Source organism: Sinomonas sp., assembly GCF_036848755.1.
Classification (GTDB): Bacteria; Actinomycetota; Actinomycetes; order Actinomycetales; family Micrococcaceae; genus Sinomonas.
This window is the reverse complement of the sequence record NZ_DAIUJO010000009.1, coordinates 1-14,567: the sequence shown is the minus strand read 5'-3', so window position 1 is coordinate 14,567 and position 14,567 is coordinate 1. Positions and strand designations below refer to the sequence as shown.

Genomic DNA, 14,567 nt, shown 5'->3' with positions numbered 1-14,567 from the left:
GGCGGAAGAGAACCCGGCGGAAGAGAACCCGCCGGAGAGCAGAGCGGGAGGCCCCCAGGGCGGCGAAGGGGAGTCGGGCCTCGCCCGCCGGAAGTTCCTTCGGGCGATGGCGGGCAGCGCCGTCGTCGTCGCGCTCGGGGGTGTGGTGACCGCCGTCGTCCGCGGCACCGCCCTCGCGGCCAGCGCCGCGCGGGACGCCCTCAGGCTGCCCGCTCCGTCCTCGCCTGCGCCGCCCGTCCCGGCCGATGCGTCGGTGGGGCTCTCCGGCCTCGACCCGATCGTGACTCCCAACCCCGACTTCTACCGGATTGACACGGCCCTCGTCGTCCCCTCGGTGGACCCCAACAGCTGGTCGCTCCAGGTCACGGGAATGGTGGAGGAGCCGCTCAGCGTCTCATGGCAGGAGCTCCTGGCCCAGCCGCTCATCGAGCGCTACGTGACGATCGCGTGTGTCTCGAACCCGGTCGGCGGAAACCTCATCGGCAACGCGCGCTGGCTCGGCTGGCCGCTCCGCGAGCTGCTCGCGCGGGCACGCCCGAAGGCCGGGGCGGACATGGTCCTCTCGCGCAGTGTGGACGGCTTCACGGCGAGCACGCCACTCGAGGTGCTGAGGGACCCCGGGACCGACGCGATGCTCGCGATCGCCATGAACGGGGAGCCGCTCCCGCCCGAGCATGGGTTCCCTGTCCGGATGATCGTGCCCGGCCTCTACGGTTTCGTCTCCGCGACGAAGTGGGTCAGCGAGCTCAAGGTCACCACGTTCGCCGCCGACCAGGCCTACTGGTCCACCCGCGGGTGGTCCGAGCGCGGCCCCATCAAGACGTCGTCGCGGATCGACGTTCCGAAGGACGCCGCCCGGGTCGCAGCGGGCGAGGTGATGATCGGCGGAGTGGCGTGGGCTCAGCACCGCGGCATCTCCAAGGTCGAGGTCATGGTCGACGAAGGCCCATGGCAGCCCGCCACGCTCGGAACCGGGATCTCGCGGGACACGTGGTACCAATGGTCGGCGAAGGTGCACCTCTCCACGGGGAAGCACCAGATCACCGTGCGTGCCACGGACGGGACGGGCGCCCTCCAAACGGGTCAGACGGCCCCCCCGCCGCCCGACGGCGCGACCGGCTACCACACCGTCACCATCGAGGCAGGAGCTTGAGGCATGGGAACGAGCGTCGACGACCACAGGAGGTCCATCCGGGCCCTCCTCGCCCCGCTCGCCCGGAGGGAGCCCGTGGTTCGCCCCCTCGACCGGGCCCTCGGCCTCGCCCTCGCCACGGACCTGATCGCCCCGCTGAGCCTCCCGCCCTTCGACAACTCGCAGATGGACGGCTTTGCGGTGCGCAGCGCGGATTTCGCGGCGGGGCATGAGTTCGCCGCAGCGGAGCCCATCCCGGCCGGCGCCGTCCCGGTTCCACTCGCACGGGGGCAGGCCGCGCCCATCATGACCGGCGCCATGCTGCCCGAAGGGGCCGACGCCGTGGTTCCCGTCGAACGGGCGCGGCCTCCGCGCTTCCCCGACGCCGCAGAGCTGTCGGATCATGCGCGCGTCGTCCTGCCTTCGGTCGAGCCCGGCACCTTCGTGCGGCGCGCCGGGAGCGACGTGGCTGCCGGCGACGTCGTCCTCGCCGCCGGGGCGCGGCTCGGCCCGGCTCAGCTCGGCCTCGCCGCCGCGCTCGGTCTCGCCGAGGTGCCCGCCCGGCCGCCGCTCCGGGTCGCCGTCCTCAGTACCGGGGCCGAGCTCGCCGTGCCCGGCGAGCCGCTTTCGCCCGGCCAGATCTACGACTCCAATGGCACGCTCCTGGTGGCGGCGCTCCGCGAGGCGGGGATCGACGCCAGGGCGACGGCGGTCCGCAGCGACGAGCCCGACGCCCTCCGCGCCGCGCTCGCAGGAGCCGCCGAATCCGCGGACCTGCTCGTCACCACCGGCGGGGTTTCGAAGGGGGCGTTCGAGGCCACCAAGCTCGCGCTCGCCGGGGCAGACGTTGAGTTCGTCCATCTCGCCCTGCAGCCGGGGGGCCCGCAGGGAATCGGGACCGTGGGCGGTGTCCCGTTCCTCGGATTCCCCGGAAATCCCGTGAGCTGCTGGGTCTCGTGGGAGATCCTCCTGAGGCCGGTCCTCGCGGAGCTCCTCGGGGCACCGGCGCCCCGTCCCCGCCTCCGGCTCCCTCTCGCGGACCCCCTCGACTCACCCTCCCGCAAACTCCAGGTGCGGCGCGCGCGCCTGCTGACCGACGGGCGCGTCAGCCTCGTGGGCGGGCCGGGCTCGCACCTCCTGGGCGCGCTTGCCGCCTCGGACGCGCTCGTGCTCGTTCCCGAGGACGTGACGGAGCTCCCCGTTGGGGCCAGCGTGGAAGTATGGCTCCTGTGAACGACTCCGAACCCACCCAGAGCCTCACACATGTGCGCGCGGACGGCAGCGCGCACATGGTCGACGTGAGCGAGAAGCCCGAGACGAGCCGCGAGGCGACCGCCCAGGCCGTGCTGCGCACGACGACCGAGGTCATCTCGCTCCTGTCCGAGGGCGGCCTTCCCAAGGGCGACGCGCTCGCCGTCGCGCGCGTGGCCGGCATCATGGCCGCCAAGAAGACGCCAGAACTCATTCCACTGTGCCACCCCCTCCCGATCTCCAAGGTGACCGTGGACTTCGAACTCTCCGAGAGCTCCGTCCGCGTCCTGGCGACCGTCAAGACGCGCGGAGTGACCGGAGTCGAGATGGAGGCCCTCACCGCTGCTTCGGTCGCCGCACTCGGCGTCTACGACATGGTCAAGGCCGTCGACAAGCACGCCGTGATCGGCGAGGTCAAGGTGCTGGCCAAGAGCGGCGGGAAGAGCGGCGACTGGGAGCTTCCGGCAGGGGAGCACGCGTGACGCGCCGTGCGGGGATCGTCATCGCGTCGACCCGGGCGGCGACGGGAGTCTACGAGGACCAGTCGGCACCCGTGATCACGGACTGGCTTGTCGAACACGGCTTCGACGTCGTGCCCGCCGCAGTGGTGCCCGACGGCCCGTCTGTCGGCGCCGCGCTCCGCGCCCTCCTGGCGCTCGCGCCGTCCGTCGTCGTGACGAGCGGCGGCACGGGTCTGAGCCCTGACGACGCCACGCCCGAGGAGACGCTCCCGCTGCTCGACCGCGAGGTTCCGGGCATCATGGAGGCCATCCGACGTGCGGGAGCGGCCAAGACGCCGCTCGCCGCGCTCAGCCGCGGCCACGCCGGGGTCGCGGGGAGGACCTTCGTCGTCAACCTCCCGGGCTCGCCGTCCGGCGTCATGGACGGGCTCACCGTGCTGGATCCGCTCATCGGCCACCTGTGCGACCAGCTGGAGGGCGGACATGGCCACTGAAAGCGCCTCAGGGCGGGTCGAGATTGTGCACGCACGGATCTCCGCCGAGCGCCTTGACGAGTCCGCGGCCCGGCACGCGGTTGACGCCGCGGACGCCGGCGCCGTCGTCTCCTTCGCAGGGATCGTGCGCGACCACGACGAGGGCCGGGGCGTCCTGCGGCTCCACTACACTGCGCACCCGACGGCGGAGGCGACCCTCCGCGATGTGGTGGACGGGGTGGTCTCCGAGCACTTCGAACGGTACGGGGCGGCCGAGCGCGCGATGCGCGTGTGGATCGCGCACCGCGTCGGCGACCTCGGGGTCGGCGACGTCGCCTTCGTGTGCGCCGTCTCATCGGCGCACCGCGGCGAGGCGTTCCGGCTCTGCTCGGACCTCGTGGACCGGGTCAAGGCCGAGGTGCCCATCTGGAAGGAGCAGTTCTTCGACGACGGCGGCAAGGAGTGGGTGGCCGCGCTGGGCTGACGCGCTCGATTAGGCTTGAACCCATGGCAGAACGACTTCCGGTGGCAGTGCTGGGCGCACATGGGCGCATGGGTTCCGAGGCGGTGAAGGCCATCGACGCGGCCCCGGACCTGGAGCTCGTGGCCGCGCTGGGGCGCGACGACGCCCTCGAGGTGATGGTCGACGCCGGGGCCCGCTACGTCGTCGATCTCACGGTGCCCGATGTCACCGAGCGGAACGTCCGCTTCGCCGTCGAGCATGGCCTGCACGCCGTTGTCGGCACCACTGGGTGGACGCCGGAGCGACTCGACGCGCTGCGTTCTCTGCTGGCGGAGCACTCGGGCGTCGGCGTGCTCGTCGCGCCGAACTTCGCGCTCGGCGCCGTCCTTGCGACGGCGTTCGCTGCAAAGGCTTCCCGCTACTTCGAGTCGGTCGAGATCGTCGAGCTCCACCACCCTGACAAGGTCGACGCTCCCTCCGGCACCGCGGTGCGGACCGCCCAGCTCATCGCCGCGAACCGTGCCGAAGCAGGTCTCGGCGCGTCGCCCGATGCGACCGAGAAGCAGCTCGACGGCGCCCGGGGCGCCGACGTCGACGGTGTCCGGGTGCACGCTGTGCGGCTCCGGGGACTCGTCGCCCATCAGGAGGTCCTGTTCGGGGGACAGGGGGAGCAGCTGACGATCCGCCATGATTCGTTCGACCGTGCGTCGTTCATGCCCGGAGTCCTCCTGGGCCTTCGCCGGGCCGCCGGGCATCCGGGCCTGACCGTCGGCCTCGACGGCTACCTGGATCTGGGGCTCTGAGCGTGGACTGGCTCAAGGAACACCGAACCAAGCTGTGGGTCGCGGGCGTCGCCCTGCTGCTCGTGTTCTACCTCGTGCTCACCTTCAATCGGGCGTTCCTCCTCCTGGTCGACCCGCAGCCCATCGCCAAGGCCATTGGGGCTGCGTATCTCGTGCTGCCGATCATCGGGGCGTGGGCCCTTGTCCGAGAGATCATGTTCGGCACCGGGCTCGAGCGGCTGGGCCGCGAGCTCGACGCCGAGGGCGGCCTGCCCGTGGATGCCCTCCCGCGGACCCCCGGCGGCCGCATCGTCCGCTCGTCGGCCGACGCCGAATTCCCCACGTACAAGGCTGAGACCGAGGCCGCGCCTGAGGACTGGCGCTCGTGGTATCGCCTGGGCCTCGCCTATGACGCCTCCGGCGACCGCAAACGCGCGCGTGCAGCCATGCGTCGGGCGATCGCCCTCCATCGCGGGACTACGGGGGCCCCTGACGCTGGGCACTGAGGCGCGGTGATCCCTGCCCTATCCCCGGACGCCTCGTCCGCGCGCCGAGGCGATATGCGCCGTGCGTCACCCATTCGAGCGGACCGCGCCACCCGTTCGCCCTGAACAGCAGGCCGACGGCGAGCACGACGACGACGTGGACGGCCAGAAGCCCGGCCTGCTCAAGCGCCGGGGTGCCGCCCGCTTCCGACCACGAGACCGCCCACACGTGCAGCGTATAGAGGGTCAGAGTCATGCCTCCGGCGCCAGCGAGGGGCAGCAGGATACCCGTGCGCTCGAGCGGGCGCACCCGGGCGATCAGCAGGAACGCACCGAGCACAGCCGCCGAGGTCCCTGAGGTGTGGAGGAGATCGAGAGTCGTGCCTGAATGCGGGGCCGCGGTCGCGAGCCACCAGACGCTTCCCGTCTGCTGCACGCCGAGGAGATTGACGCGCAGCATGGCTTCGAGGGGCCATTGGCTGGCCTGAGGAGTCGCGAGCAGCGCTGCACGGCCGCCCAAAGGGACCATGAGCGCCCACTCGGCGGCCTTCGCGAGGACCGCAGCCGCCGCGCCCCCGAGCACGAGGCCGGCCTGAAGGTCAGCGCGGCGGAGCGGGAGCCGCCCCAGCCACAGCCCGACCAGCAGGTACGCGAAGCACTCGAGGACCGGAAGGCTGCCGTTGACGAAGACGTCGGCGGCAAGGCGCGCGGGATCGGCCAAGTCCGGCCACGTCGGGTTGTGCCCGAGCTGCACCGGGTGGCCATTCACCATGAGCCATGGCCGCGCGAGGTAGGCGGCGATCGGTGCAAGGAGGATCCACGTCGAGGCGAGAAGCCCGAGGGCGCGCTGCCGGAGCCGCAGCGCGGGAATCACGCAGCAGAAGAGCGCTCCGAACTGCACCAGCACGACGGCGATGCCGACGTGGAGCGTGCCGAGGCAGAGTCCGACGGCGGCGATCACCCCGCCGCGGAGCGCGAGCCCAAGGCGGCGCTCCGCAGCCGGGACGCCGAGCGAGAGGGAGACTCCCGCGAGCACCCCGAAGAGCGCCGAGGTCCGCCCCGAGAAGACGAGACCGGCCCAGGTCGGTTCGGGCTGCCCCGCCGGGCCGGGTTGCATGATCGGCAGCAGGTGCACCGCCATCAGGGCAAGGAGGGCCGCTCCGCGCGCGAGATCCACTCCCAGGAGACGCCCGTGGGCCAAGGCCCTCCCGTGCACAGCGGTGCCGGCCGTTCGGGAGGCCGGTCTTCGCGCTGACATGGCCCTCATGCTCTCACGCGAGGCGCGCCCTCCAGCGCCGACACCCCTGGGCGGCGCCCCCCAGTTCGAATCTCACCCTTGCCATTCGAAGACGTATTCGATTATCCTCGGGGGTATGGAGGCACAGCCCAAGACTTCCGGGGCCACCCCACCGCACCTGTCCCGCGGTGAGGTGGCCCCGGATCCCGAGGCCTGGTCGCCCGGGGGCGCATCCGACGCCAACGAGCCCCTTGCCGCCGAAACCGCGCGCCGACTCGGGGAAGCGGATGTCGAGGTCCTCAGGCCGAGCGAACTTGTCGAGTTCTCCCTTGCGGCGGGGCGCCTCGCGGCGTGGGCCGACGGGCTTCGTCGCGCTGCCGAGGCCCGTCTCGTGGTCCTGCTCCAAGCCCGCTGAGGCTCCCATGCTGATGCCCTAATATGGGCCGCATGTCCGCTGAGCTCACCGTCGCAGCCGTGCAGTACGAGTCGAGCCAGGGCGGGATCTCGGCCAATATCGCCGCCCACGTCAGGGCCCTCGAAGACGCCGACGGCCACGGGGCCCGGATCGCCGTCTTCCCCGAGCTGTCACTCATCGGCTACGACCTCTCGCGGCTCGACGACGATGCCTGCTGGCTGACGAACCCGTCGGTCGAACTCGCCGAGGTCCAGGCGGCATGCGAGGACATGGGGATCGTTGCCGTCGTCGGTGCAGCGGTGCGGGAGCCTGATGGCACCCCGCGTCTTGCGTCCGTGCTCCTGCGGCCCGGCACTATTCCCCTCATCGCGCCGAAGACGCACCTCCATGGTGACGAACAACACTACTTCGAGCCGGGGAAAGGGCCGACGCTGGTCGACGTCGACGGATGGAGCATTGCGCTCGCGGTGTGCTTCGACGTCGCGAAGCCGACGCACGCCGCCGAGGCCGCGGAGGCCGGCGCCGATCTCTACGCGGCGTCCGCCGTCTACGTCGTGGGGGAGGAGCGGCGCCTTGACCTGCATTTCGGCGCCCGAGCAATGGACAGCCGCTTCTTCGCCCTCCTCGCCAATGCCGCCGGGAGGACTTCTCTGGGCCCGTCGTGCGGGGGGAGCGGCGTGTGGGGTCCCGACGGGCACCGGATGACCCACTCGCGGGGAACCGGCCCAGAGGTCGTCTCGGCCCTTCTCTTCAGGTCCGCGCTCGACCGTTACCGGCGGTAAACCGGGCAGTCCTCGTTGTCCAGGACGTGCCGCGACAGGGTAACGTTTTGAGCATGGCTGACTCTGACATCCGGACGCAAACTTTCGGCACTCTCCTGACCGCCATGGTGACCCCTTTCACCAAGGACGGCGAGGTCGACTACGAAGCGGCGGGTCAGCTGGCAGCGAAGCTTGTCGACGACGGGTGCGACGGCTTGGTCGTCACGGGCACCACCGGAGAGACCTCGACCCTCACGGACGAGGAGAACCTCGGCATGTTCCAGGCGGTCCTCGCGGCCGTCGGTGGCCGGGCCAAGGTCATCGCCGGAACCGGAACGAACGATACTCGCCACTCCATCAGGCTCTCGCGCCGGGCAGCGGACCTCGGGGTGGATGGCCTCCTCCTTGTCACCCCCTACTACAACAAGCCCAGCCAGGCAGGCGTCCAGGCCCATTTCGAGGCCATCGCGTCCGCAACCGAGCTACCCGTGATGCTCTACGACATCCCCGGGCGCACGGGCATCCCGATCGCGACCGAGACGATCCTGCGGCTCGCCGAGCACCCGAACATCCAGGGCCTCAAGGATGCCAAGGCAGACTTCGCCTCGATCACCCGGGTCCTCGCCAAGACCGGCCTCGCCGTCTACTCCGGCGACGACGGCCTCACCCTCCCGTGGATGGCTGCGGGAGCGCTCGGCGTTGTCAGCGTCACGGCCCACGTCGCGACCAAGCAGTTCCGCGCTCTCGTGGACGCCGCCCTCGCCGGCGACTTCGCCACGGCCCGCAGGATCCACTTCGAACTCGACCCCGTGATTCGGGGCGTCATGACCCGCGTCCAGGGCGCGGTCGCGACCAAGCAAGTTCTCACGTGGCAGGGAGTCCTGCCCACCTCCACTGTCCGACTCCCGCTGGTGGAGCCGGGCGACGCGGAGCTCGCCCTCATCCGAGCCGATCTGGCCGAAGCCGGAATGGACTTTGCCTAGATGGCCGGTGCTTAGCTACATGGCTTGTGCCTAGAAAGAAGAAGCAATGACCCAACTTGCCCTCCCGGTCCTCACAACACCGCCGAAGCTGCCGCAGGGCACGCTGCGGATCGTACCCCTTGGGGGACTGGGCGAGGTCGGCCGCAACATGGCCGTCTTCGAGATCGACGGCAAGCTCCTCATCGTCGACTGCGGCGTCCTCTTCCCGGAAGAGAACCAGCCCGGCGTGGACCTCATCCTGCCGGACTTCTCCTACATCGAGAACCGCATCCAGGACGTCGTGGCCTGCGTGCTCACCCATGGGCACGAGGATCACATCGGGGCTGTCCCCTACCTCCTCCGGCATCGCCGGGACATTCCCCTCGTGGGGTCGCAGCTCACGCTCGCCCTCGTCGAGGCGAAGCTCGCCGAGCACCGCATCACCCCGGTCCTGCGCGTCGTCGAAGAGGGCCAGGTCCTCGACTTCGGTCCCTTCCAGACCGAGTTCGTTGCAGTCAACCACTCGATTCCCGACGCGCTCGCGGTGTTCATCCGCACGGCGGGCGGAAACGTGCTCCACACGGGTGACTTCAAGATGGACCAGCTCCCGCTCGACGGGCGCATCACCGACCTGCGGCACTTCGCGCGGTTGGGCGAGGAGGGCGTGGACCTCCTGATGGCCGATTCGACGAACGCGGACATCCCGGGCTTCACGACGGCCGAGAAGGAGATCGGGCCTGTGCTCGACCGACTGTTCGGCCAGGCGCGCAAGCGGATCATCGTCGCGAGCTTCTCGTCCCACGTCCACCGAGTGCAGCAGGTGCTCGACGCCGCCCACCACCACGGCCGCAAGGTCGCCTTCGTCGGGCGCTCCATGGTGCGGAACATGACGATTGCCGCGAAACTCGGCTACCTCGATGTCCCTCCGGGCATCCTGGTCGACATCAAGCACATCGAGGACTACCCGGACCACCAGCTCGTCCTCATGTCGACGGGTTCCCAGGGCGAACCGATGGCCGCCCTGTCGCGGATGGCCAACGGCGATCACCGGGTGCAGGTGACGCCGGGGGACATGGTGATCCTCGCGTCGTCGCTCATCCCGGGCAACGAGAACGCGGTGTTCCGCGTCATCAACGGCCTGCTCAAGCTCGGCGCGAACGTCGTCCACAAGGGCAACGCCAAGGTCCACGTCTCGGGCCACGCGGCGGCGGGGGAGCTCCTCTACTGCTACAACATCATCGAGCCCCTCAACGCGATGCCCGTCCACGGCGAGACGCGCCATCTCATCGCGAACGGGAACCTCGCGCTCGAGACGGGCATGGAGCCCGACAGCGTCATCCTCGGGGACAACGGCACCGTCGTCGACCTCGCGAACGGGCGGGCGCGGATCGTGGGGCAGGTTGAGGTCGGCTTCGTGTACGTCGACGGCAGCAGCGTCGGTGCCATTACCGACGCCGATCTCAAAGACCGCCGGATCCTGGGCGACGAGGGCTTCATCTCGGTCATCACGGTCGTGAACCGCTCGACGGGCAAGGTTGTCTCGGGCCCCGAGATCCATGCCCGTGGCGTGGCGGAGGACGACGCCGTCTTCGACGACATCATTCCAAAGGTCAACGAGGCGCTCGAGGAGGCGATCCTCGCAAAGCCGGACCACACGGCCTACCAGCTCCAGCAAGTGGTGCGGCGCGTGATCGGCACGTGGGTGAGCCGCAAGCTGCGGCGGCGCCCGATGATCATTCCGGTCGTGCTCGAGGCCTGATCGGATACCGCGGGCCGGACGAGGGCCGCCGAACTGAGGACGCCTGTCGTGGATGTCCCCGGATTCGGCGGCCTTCCGCGCTACCGTAGGGATCATGGCGACTCGCACCTCTTCCGCGCCACCCACCACTCGGTCCGGCCGCGCTCCCCGATCCGGCCAGGCCAAGGGCTCCGGCCCCGCCAAGGGCTCCGGCCCAGCCAGGAGCTCCGGCTCCGGATCGAAGCGCCCGTCGGGCAGGTCCTCCGGCGTCACGACCCGGGACTCCGGCCAGCCCTGGCTCGCCCGGGTGATCGGGGGAGCGTGGCAGGGCGTCGCCCACGCGGTGGGTGCAGGAGTGCGGCGCATCGGCACGGACGTGAGCGACGTCGATCCTGAGGCCCGCAGGGACGGCGCTGGGCTGTTCAATCTCGCACTGGCCGTGTTCATCGCGACCTTCGCGTGGTGGGGCTGGCACGGCTGGTTCCCGGACGTGGTCTATGCGGTCGTGAACGGGACCTTCGGCTGGATCTCGCTCGTGCTCCCTCTCATGCTCGCCGTCTGCGCCTTCCGGCTGTTCCGCCATCCTGAGGACCAGCGCGGGAACAACCGCGTCGGCATCGGCTTCTTGATCATGGCCTTCTCAGGCACCGGTATCGCCGATGTCATCGGGGGCCTTCCGTCAGTTTCCGACGGCTTCGACGGGCTGCGCCGTGCGGGGGGCATGCTCGGGTTCCTCGCGGCTTCGCTCTTGGCGTCCATTCACCCGGCAGTTCCGCTCGTCGTTTACTCGTTCCTGGCCTTCGTCTCCGTTCTGATCGTCACGGCGACGCCGTTCACGGCGATCCCGCGGCGGCTCCGGGGAGCCTGGAATCACCTCGTGGGCGAGGACCTCGTGGACCACGACGACGACGGCGCCCACGATCGCAGCTATCTCTACGACTCCGAGCGGCGAGCCCGTGAGGCTGCGCGGAGCCCCGAGAAGGCGCCCAAGAAGAAGCGCCGGCTCTTCGGCCGCGACGACGCGGCCGACGATGCGGAACTTGCGGACGGCTTCGCGGGCGACGAGCCCTACGAGCAGGCCGTGGTCGGGGAGGCCGACCGGACCGAGGCCCTGCCCGCGCCGGGCCGCTCGCAGGCAGAGGCGGCGATCGAGAAGATCAGGGCCGCCCGCGGCGGCGGCAAGGGCCCCGACGCGAAGGCGCCGGAGGATGCCACGGAATCGATTCCGACCGTCGCAGTTCCCGCAGCCGTCGCTCAGGGCGGCCCCGTCGTGCCGTCCGCTCCCCGGCCCCCGGCCGCACCGCCGTCGCCCATTCCCCAGCGCACCGAGCAGCTCCAGCTTGCCGGCGACGTCACGTACACCCTCCCGTCGTCGGAGCTCCTCGTTCAGGGCACGGCCCCGAAGGAGCGCACCGAGGCCAACGACGCGATCGTCGCAGCGCTGACCAACACGCTCCAGCAGTTCAACGTCGACGCCGAAGTGACGGGCTTCAGCCGGGGCCCGACGGTCACGCGGTACGAGATCGAGCTCGCGTCCGGGACGAAGGTCGAGAAGGTCACCGCGCTGAGCAAGAACATCGCGTACGCCGTGGCGAGTTCCGACGTGCGCATTCTGAGCCCGATCCCGGGCAAGAGCGCGATCGGCATCGAGATCCCCAACACCGACCGTGAGACGGTCTCTCTCGGCGACGTCCTGCGCAGCCAGAACGCCCGGCGCACCGACCATCCCATGGTCATGGGGGTCGGGAAGGACGTCGAGGGCGGCTTCGTCGTCGCAAACCTTGCGAAGATGCCTCACCTGCTCGTCGCGGGTGCCACGGGTGCCGGCAAGTCGTCGTTCGTGAACTCGATGATCACCTCGATCCTCGTGCGGGCGACGCCCGACGAGGTCCGCATGGTCATGGTCGACCCCAAGCGCGTCGAACTCACGGCCTACGAGGGCGTGCCGCACCTCATCACGCCGATCATCACGAATCCGAAGAAGGCGGCCGAGGCGCTCCAGTGGGTCGTGCGCGAAATGGACGCCCGCTACGACGACCTCGCAAACTATGGCTTCAAGCACATCGACGACTTCAACAAGGCGGTGCGCGCGGGCAAGGTGGTGCCCCCACCGGGCTCCGAGCGAAAGATCAAGGCCTATCCCTACCTTCTCGTGATCGTCGACGAGCTCGCGGACCTCATGATGGTCGCCCCGCGGGACGTCGAGGACTCGATCGTCCGCATCACCCAGCTCGCGCGCGCGGCGGGCATCCACCTCGTGCTCGCGACCCAGAGGCCGTCGGTCGACGTCGTGACCGGCCTCATCAAGGCGAACGTCCCCTCACGCATGGCGTTTGCGACGTCGTCCGTGACAGACTCGCGAGTCGTCCTCGACCAGCCGGGCGCGGAGAAGCTCATCGGTCAGGGTGACGCCCTCTTCCTCCCCATGGGGGCCTCGAAGCCGATGCGCGTGCAGGGCGCCTGGGTCTCCGAGTCGGAGATCCATCAGGTCGTCGAGCACGTCAAGGGCCAGCTGCAGGTGACGTACCGCGAGGACGTCGCGGCCGAGCCCGAGAAGAAGCAGATCGACGAGGAGATCGGCGACGACCTCGAGGTCCTGCTCCAGGCGACGGAGCTCGTCGTGACGACTCAGTTCGGCTCGACGTCGATGCTCCAGCGGAAGCTTCGGGTCGGCTTCGCGAAGGCCGGGCGGCTCATGGATCTCCTCGAGAGCCGCGGCGTCGTCGGCCCGTCGGAGGGTTCGAAGGCGCGCGACGTCCTGGTCAAGCCGGACGACCTGCCCGCGGTGCTGGCCGCGCTCCGGGGCGAGGACTCGCCGTCGTCCGCCTCTCCGGCGAGCCACGCCGAGCAGGCCCTTGCGGACAACGCGAACGCCAACCACCGTCTCGGCGATCAGGCGGTCGACTCGCCCTACGCCGAGGACCTCGTGGCCGCGGATCTGGACGACAGGACCCAAGCCGTGGACTACTACGACGAGGACGACGACGGCGGCGAGGACGCCTGGCAGCTCACCGGCCGCTAGTCTGGGTTAGTGACCAACGCGCCGCCGCCCGAGCAGAGGGGTCCTGAGCAGAACGGAACGGTGCCGTCGCAGATCTGGAATCTGCCGAACGTCCTGACGATGTTCAGGATCGTCCTCGTACCCGTGTTCGTCTGGTTCATGCTTGCGGACGGCTCGCGGCAGGGACCACTGCGATGGTTCGCGGTAGGCGCCTTCGCCGTCGCGATGTACACCGATCAGCTCGACGGCCAGATCGCCCGCCGCCGCAATCTCGTCACGAACTTCGGGAAGATCGCCGACCCCATCGCCGACAAGCTCCTCACGGGTGCCGCGCTCGTCCTGCTCTCGGTGCTGGGCGAGCTCCCGTGGTGGATCACCCTGGTGATCCTCGTCCGCGAATGGGGCATCACAGCCCTGCGTTTCGTCGTGATCCGCTACGGCGTGATGCCGGCGTCTTCCGGCGGGAAGCTCAAGACGGTGCTGCAGACGATCGCACTCGTTCTGTTCCTCCTTCCGCTGCGGCTGGTGGCCCCGGCGGTTCCCGTGGTCGCGCTCGTCGTCATGCTGGCTGCTGTCGCTGTGACGGTCGTGACCGGAGCCGATTACGTGCTCAAAGCGGCACGCCTCCGTGCCGAGGCGCTGAGGGCAAGGTGAACCGAGGATGACTGTTCGAGCCCAAGACGTGGTCGCGGCCTTCATCGCCAAGGGCGTCACGGCAGCCACGGCGGAATCGCTGACCGCCGGGCTTGTCGCAGCGACGCTCGCCGACGTCCCAGGCGCCTCCGGGATGCTGCGCGGCGGAGTCGTGAGTTACGCGAGCGAGGTCAAGGCAGGCCTGCTCGACGTCTCACCGCAGCTCCTCGCGGAGGTCGGCTCGGTGGATGCCGAGGTCGCGCGGCAGATGGCGCAGGGGGCGCGAGCGGCCTGCGGAGCCGACTATGGGGTATCGACGACGGGGGTCGCCGGCCCCGACGCCTTGGACGGCAAGCCGGTCGGCACGGTATTTGTCGCCGTGGCGGGCCCCGACCGCACCGCGGTGCGCGAATGCCACTTCTCGGGGTCGCGCGGGGAGATCCGGCAAGCTGCGCGGGACGCCGCACTCGAGCTGCTGTTCGCCGCCATCAGCTGAGAGCGAGCTGTGACTTTGGGTTGGCTCGGGCGTGGCCGGGGAACAAACCATCACGCCGGAGAGTTTTCTCTAGTGTCGTCACGAATGGGCGGCATTAGGATGGGTCACACGGAAGCCCGGGAGGCCGGGCCCCGCCAATAAGGAGCGCACTGATTCATATGGTCAAGCAGCCCGTAACCGTCAATGGCGTAGTCCGCTGGCGCGATGTGGGCTTGGCTGAAATCGCCCCTGAAGAGAAGAAGGAGCGCAAGATGGTTGTTCTGCGTCATGAGATTGG

Annotated in this window: 15 protein-coding genes and 1 pseudogene; 15 read left to right on the top strand and 1 reads right to left on the bottom strand. The window is 69.9% G+C overall.

What is annotated here, in order from left to right; genetic code table 11:
* The 7 genes from V7053_RS02495 to V7053_RS02465 all read left to right on the top strand — a co-directional run.
* Positions 1 to 1,153, top strand: a 1,153-nt coding sequence (locus tag V7053_RS02495; RefSeq protein WP_334170687.1) for a molybdopterin-dependent oxidoreductase, incomplete at its 5' end; no start/stop codon positions are given.
* 3 nt (positions 1,154 to 1,156) lie between these two features.
* Positions 1,157 to 2,365: a molybdopterin molybdotransferase MoeA gene (locus V7053_RS02490; RefSeq protein ID WP_334170686.1), complete on the top strand. Its 1,209-nt coding sequence runs from the start codon at positions 1,157 to 1,159 to the stop codon at positions 2,363 to 2,365.
* Complete coding sequence (gene moaC / locus V7053_RS02485; protein ID WP_334170685.1) at positions 2,353 to 2,865, top strand: cyclic pyranopterin monophosphate synthase MoaC; 513 nt, start codon at positions 2,353 to 2,355, stop codon at positions 2,863 to 2,865. Before V7053_RS02490 ends, moaC begins: the two co-directional genes overlap by 13 nt.
* Complete coding sequence (locus tag V7053_RS02480; protein WP_334170684.1) at positions 2,862 to 3,338, top strand: MogA/MoaB family molybdenum cofactor biosynthesis protein; 477 nt, start codon at positions 2,862 to 2,864, stop codon at positions 3,336 to 3,338. Before moaC ends, V7053_RS02480 begins: the two co-directional genes overlap by 4 nt.
* Positions 3,328 to 3,801 (top strand): molybdenum cofactor biosynthesis protein MoaE, encoded by a 474-nt coding sequence (locus tag V7053_RS02475; protein WP_334170683.1) that lies wholly within the window; start codon positions 3,328 to 3,330, stop codon positions 3,799 to 3,801. Before V7053_RS02480 ends, V7053_RS02475 begins: the two co-directional genes overlap by 11 nt.
* Before the next feature lie 23 nt (positions 3,802 to 3,824).
* Positions 3,825 to 4,583, top strand: coding sequence for a 4-hydroxy-tetrahydrodipicolinate reductase (dapB, locus tag V7053_RS02470; protein WP_334170682.1), 759 nt, complete (start codon positions 3,825 to 3,827; stop codon positions 4,581 to 4,583).
* 2 nt (positions 4,584 to 4,585) lie between these two features.
* Positions 4,586 to 5,068 carry a hypothetical protein gene (locus V7053_RS02465; protein WP_334170681.1) on the top strand — a complete coding sequence of 161 codons (483 nt, stop codon included), beginning with the start codon at positions 4,586 to 4,588 and terminating at the stop codon, positions 5,066 to 5,068.
* Here V7053_RS02465 and V7053_RS02460 read toward each other — a convergent pair.
* Positions 5,040 to 6,305 carry a heparan-alpha-glucosaminide N-acetyltransferase domain-containing protein gene (locus tag V7053_RS02460; RefSeq protein ID WP_334170680.1) on the bottom strand — a complete coding sequence of 422 codons (1,266 nt, stop codon included), beginning with the start codon at positions 6,303 to 6,305 and terminating at the stop codon, positions 5,040 to 5,042. The genes V7053_RS02465 and V7053_RS02460 overlap by 29 nt on opposite strands.
* A 115-nt stretch (positions 6,306 to 6,420) precedes the next feature.
* On the opposite strand from V7053_RS02460, the gene V7053_RS02455 reads away from it, so the two are divergent.
* From V7053_RS02455 to V7053_RS02420, 8 genes and pseudogenes are all read left to right on the top strand, one after another.
* Positions 6,421 to 6,699, top strand: a complete 279-nt coding sequence (locus V7053_RS02455; protein WP_334170679.1) for a hypothetical protein — start codon at positions 6,421 to 6,423, stop codon at positions 6,697 to 6,699.
* Between the two features lie 32 nt (positions 6,700 to 6,731).
* A complete protein-coding gene (locus tag V7053_RS02450; RefSeq protein ID WP_334170678.1) occupies positions 6,732 to 7,481 on the top strand; it encodes a carbon-nitrogen hydrolase family protein in 750 nt (249 codons plus the stop codon).
* 53 nt (positions 7,482 to 7,534) lie between these two features.
* Positions 7,535 to 8,443 (top strand): 4-hydroxy-tetrahydrodipicolinate synthase, encoded by a 909-nt coding sequence (gene dapA, locus V7053_RS02445; RefSeq protein ID WP_334170677.1) that lies wholly within the window; start codon positions 7,535 to 7,537, stop codon positions 8,441 to 8,443.
* A 46-nt stretch (positions 8,444 to 8,489) separates the two neighbouring features.
* Entirely contained in the window at positions 8,490 to 10,181 is a 1,692-nt protein-coding gene (locus tag V7053_RS02440) for a ribonuclease J (protein WP_334170676.1), read from the top strand.
* Between the two features lie 94 nt (positions 10,182 to 10,275).
* Positions 10,276 to 13,182 carry an FtsK/SpoIIIE family DNA translocase gene (locus tag V7053_RS02435; protein ID WP_334170675.1) on the top strand — a complete coding sequence of 969 codons (2,907 nt, stop codon included), beginning with the start codon at positions 10,276 to 10,278 and terminating at the stop codon, positions 13,180 to 13,182.
* 60 nt (positions 13,183 to 13,242) lie between these two features.
* A complete protein-coding gene (pgsA, locus tag V7053_RS02430) occupies positions 13,243 to 13,815 on the top strand; it encodes a CDP-diacylglycerol--glycerol-3-phosphate 3-phosphatidyltransferase (protein ID WP_334170721.1) in 573 nt (190 codons plus the stop codon).
* A 7-nt stretch (positions 13,816 to 13,822) separates the two neighbouring features.
* Positions 13,823 to 14,290, top strand: a complete 468-nt coding sequence (locus V7053_RS02425) for a CinA family protein (protein WP_334170674.1) — start codon at positions 13,823 to 13,825, stop codon at positions 14,288 to 14,290.
* Between the two features lie 158 nt (positions 14,291 to 14,448).
* Positions 14,449 to 14,567 (top strand): annotated as a pseudogene (locus tag V7053_RS02420) (helix-turn-helix domain-containing protein); the annotation flags it as partial.

What these genes read in the sequence shown, in the direction of transcription:
- V7053_RS02425 (WP_334170674.1), top strand. Translation starts at nt 13,823, where the DNA reads ATGACTGTTCGAGCCCAAGACGTGGTCGCGGCCTTCATCGCCAAGGGC.
- V7053_RS02450 (WP_334170678.1), top strand. Translation starts at nt 6,732, where the DNA reads ATGTCCGCTGAGCTCACCGTCGCAGCCGTGCAGTACGAGTCGAGCCAG.
- V7053_RS02440 (WP_334170676.1), top strand. Translation starts at nt 8,490, where the DNA reads ATGACCCAACTTGCCCTCCCGGTCCTCACAACACCGCCGAAGCTGCCG.
- V7053_RS02455 (WP_334170679.1), top strand. Translation starts at nt 6,421, where the DNA reads ATGGAGGCACAGCCCAAGACTTCCGGGGCCACCCCACCGCACCTGTCC.
- dapA (WP_334170677.1), top strand. Translation starts at nt 7,535, where the DNA reads ATGGCTGACTCTGACATCCGGACGCAAACTTTCGGCACTCTCCTGACC.
- V7053_RS02490 (WP_334170686.1), top strand. Translation starts at nt 1,157, where the DNA reads ATGGGAACGAGCGTCGACGACCACAGGAGGTCCATCCGGGCCCTCCTC.
- V7053_RS02435 (WP_334170675.1), top strand. Translation starts at nt 10,276, where the DNA reads ATGGCGACTCGCACCTCTTCCGCGCCACCCACCACTCGGTCCGGCCGC.
- dapB (WP_334170682.1), top strand. Translation starts at nt 3,825, where the DNA reads ATGGCAGAACGACTTCCGGTGGCAGTGCTGGGCGCACATGGGCGCATG.
- moaC (WP_334170685.1), top strand. Translation starts at nt 2,353, where the DNA reads ATGGCTCCTGTGAACGACTCCGAACCCACCCAGAGCCTCACACATGTG.
- V7053_RS02460 (WP_334170680.1), bottom strand. Translation starts at nt 6,305, where the DNA reads ATGTCAGCGCGAAGACCGGCCTCCCGAACGGCCGGCACCGCTGTGCAC.
- V7053_RS02475 (WP_334170683.1), top strand. Translation starts at nt 3,328, where the DNA reads ATGGCCACTGAAAGCGCCTCAGGGCGGGTCGAGATTGTGCACGCACGG.